Origin of the sequence: Actinomyces culturomici (assembly GCF_900499005.1) — a bacterium.
GTDB classification, from domain to species: Bacteria; Actinomycetota; Actinomycetes; order Actinomycetales; family Actinomycetaceae; genus Pauljensenia; species Pauljensenia culturomici.
The window spans coordinates 1-2,346 of record NZ_LS991324.1; the positions used below are offsets into that span (position 1 = coordinate 1).

The 2,346-nt window shown below is 72.3% G+C and carries 2 protein-coding genes; both read right to left on the bottom strand.

Annotated elements, in window-relative coordinates; all coding sequences use genetic code 11:
* Positions 1–207: 207 nt before the first annotated feature.
* Complete coding sequence (gene pheA, locus DY157_RS11140) at positions 208–1,209, bottom strand: prephenate dehydratase (RefSeq protein ID WP_235827216.1); 1,002 nt, start codon at positions 1,207–1,209, stop codon at positions 208–210.
* A 104-nt stretch (positions 1,210–1,313) separates the two neighbouring features.
* The coding region (locus DY157_RS11145) for a DUF6541 family protein (RefSeq protein ID WP_328587406.1) at positions 1,314–2,346 on the bottom strand (1,033 nt) is incomplete at its 5' end.

Sequence of the window (2,346 nt, forward strand, 5' to 3'; positions counted from 1 at the left end):
GGCCGAACGCCAACTCAACACCCGACCCCGCAAACGCCACGGCTGGAAAACACCCGCCGAACTCATGCAAAAATTACTCGACGACAACGCCGTTGCACTCACCGCCTGAAACCGCCCATCACCTTCGCGCATCGAGGGGATGCGCGCGCATGGCTTCGCCGCGCACGACGCACGCCGCCGCGGGGAAAGGGCGTCGGGAAGCGGTTCTCAGCCGAGCAGCGGCCAGTTCGGCGCGGGCCTCGACTCGTCGACGTGAACGCCGTCGCCGCCGTGAAGGATCGACGACACCCAGGCGCGCCCGACGCGGAAATCCTCGTCGCTCGTGCCGCGCAGGACGTTCGCCCGCACGCCGTCGACTCGGGGGTACGACCCCATGAAGCGGACGTCGGGCGAGTAACGGTGGAGGCCGACGAGAGCGGCCTGCACCCGCTCCTCGGTGACGTGACCGACGATGTCGATGCTGAAGGTGTAGTCGCCGAGGCCGTCGCCGCTCGGACGCGACTCGATGCGCGAGAGGTCGACGCCTCGGACGGCGAACTGCTCGAGGAGCGTGAGGAGGGCGCCCGACTCGTTGACGGGGAGGGCGACCTGGATCGTCGTCTTGTCGGCGCCGGTGGGCGGCGGGAGGACGCCGGGCTTGGCCACGAGGACGAAGCGGGTGACGGCGCCGGGGTTGTCCGCGACGTCGCGGTGGAGGGCCTCGAGGCCGTAGGTCGTCACCGACACGGCCGAGCACAGGCCCGCGTCGAAGTTCGCGTCGCCGCTCGCGAGGAGCTCTGCGCCCGCGGCGGTCGACGTCGTCGGCACGTGGATGGCGCCGGGGAAGGTCTCCTCGACCCAGTTGCGGCACTGCGCCCACGCGTGCGGGTGGGTGCCGATCTTGCGGACGTCCTCGGGCCGGGTGCCGGGCCTGACGACGAGCTGGAAGACGATGGGGACGACCATCTCGGCGACGATGACGAGCGGATCACCGTGGGAGAGGGCGTCGAGAGTCGCGTTGACGCCGCCCTCGATGGAGTTCTCGATGGGGACGACGGCGCGGTCGGCCTCGCCGCGGCGCACGGCGGCGAGGGCGTGGGGCGCCGAGGTCATCGGGAGGAGCTCCGCACCGGCGGGCGCGACCTGGTGGACGGCCTGCTCGGTGAAGGTGCCGTAGGGGCCGAGGAACGCGATCTGCATGCGCTCGCCGGCGGGCGCGGGGCCGGGCATGTGCGTGGCGACGTGAGCGGAGTGGGACTCGGTGGTGTCGGACATGCCGTCAGCGTATCGGGGCGCCGCCTCCGCCGCGCGGGGCGTCCGAGTCCGCGTTGGCCCTACTCCCCGAGGCCGCAGGCGGTGATCTTGTAGAGCTTCGCGGTCCCGCCCTGGTCAACGAGCTCGAAGCCCGTCGAGGTGTCGACGTTGTAGAGGCCGGGGTAGCGCGAGGAGCGGAGGAAGTCGTAGTACCAGCCGTCCTCGTCCTCGTAGTAGTAGGTGACGCCGAGGGCGCGGATCGCCTCGCAGACGTCGGGGCTCGTCGCAATCTCGTTGAAGCGCTTGGCGAGGATCTCCTGCCAGTGGTCGTCGCCGCCGGTCATGGTGAGCTGCGGGAACACGGCGGTGTGCTGGCCGATGACCTCGGAGTAGGCGGCTCCGGCGATGGGGTCGCCGAGGACGACGGCGTCTCCGGGAATGAGGAGCTGCATGCGTCGGAGCATCGCGATCTCGCCGGCGGTCGCCATGCCGGGCTTGCCGAGCGCCTCGGTGTCGTAGACGTAGTCGGTGGCGATGAGGCGCGAGTCGAGGGCTCCGACCCCGGTGACGAGGAGGAGGACGAGCCCGAGCACGGCGTCGACGCGCCAGCGGGCCGGCCTCGCGGCGCCGAGAACCGGGCGCTCGCCGGGAGCGGTCCGTGGGGCGCGCGCCGACAGGTGCGCGTGGAGGGCGCCGGCGATCCGGTCGAAGCCGATCGCCATGAGGGGGACCATCGCGAGGCCGTGCGACCCCATGATCCTCCGGGCGTCGAGGTACCAGGGCGCGAGGAGGAACGTCCGCGGCTCCCCGATCGGCGCGTACGCGAGGAAGGTGAGAACGCAGAAGACGAGGTAGGAGACGATCGGCCACAGCGGCTCCCACTCGGCGCTCGGCCGAACGACCCGACGGGGCGCGGGCGCGGGCGATCCGAGGGAGGGCGGCTCGGGGAACGCGGGCGCGACGGGGGCGCCCGAGTCCGGGGTGTCGGCGAGGTCCGCCGCGGGGGCGTCCGCCGTTTCGTCGTCCGTCCCCGTCCCCTCGAGGGGGCGCGCGGCTCCGTCCTCGTCGATCGACGAGGACGCGGCGGTGCGCAGGAGGGCGGAGGGCGGGAAG

Coding starts and splice junctions, on each gene's coding strand:
- pheA (WP_235827216.1), bottom strand. CDS start 1,209: ATGCCCGGCCCCGCGCCCGCCGGCGAGCGCATGCAGATCGCGTTCCTC.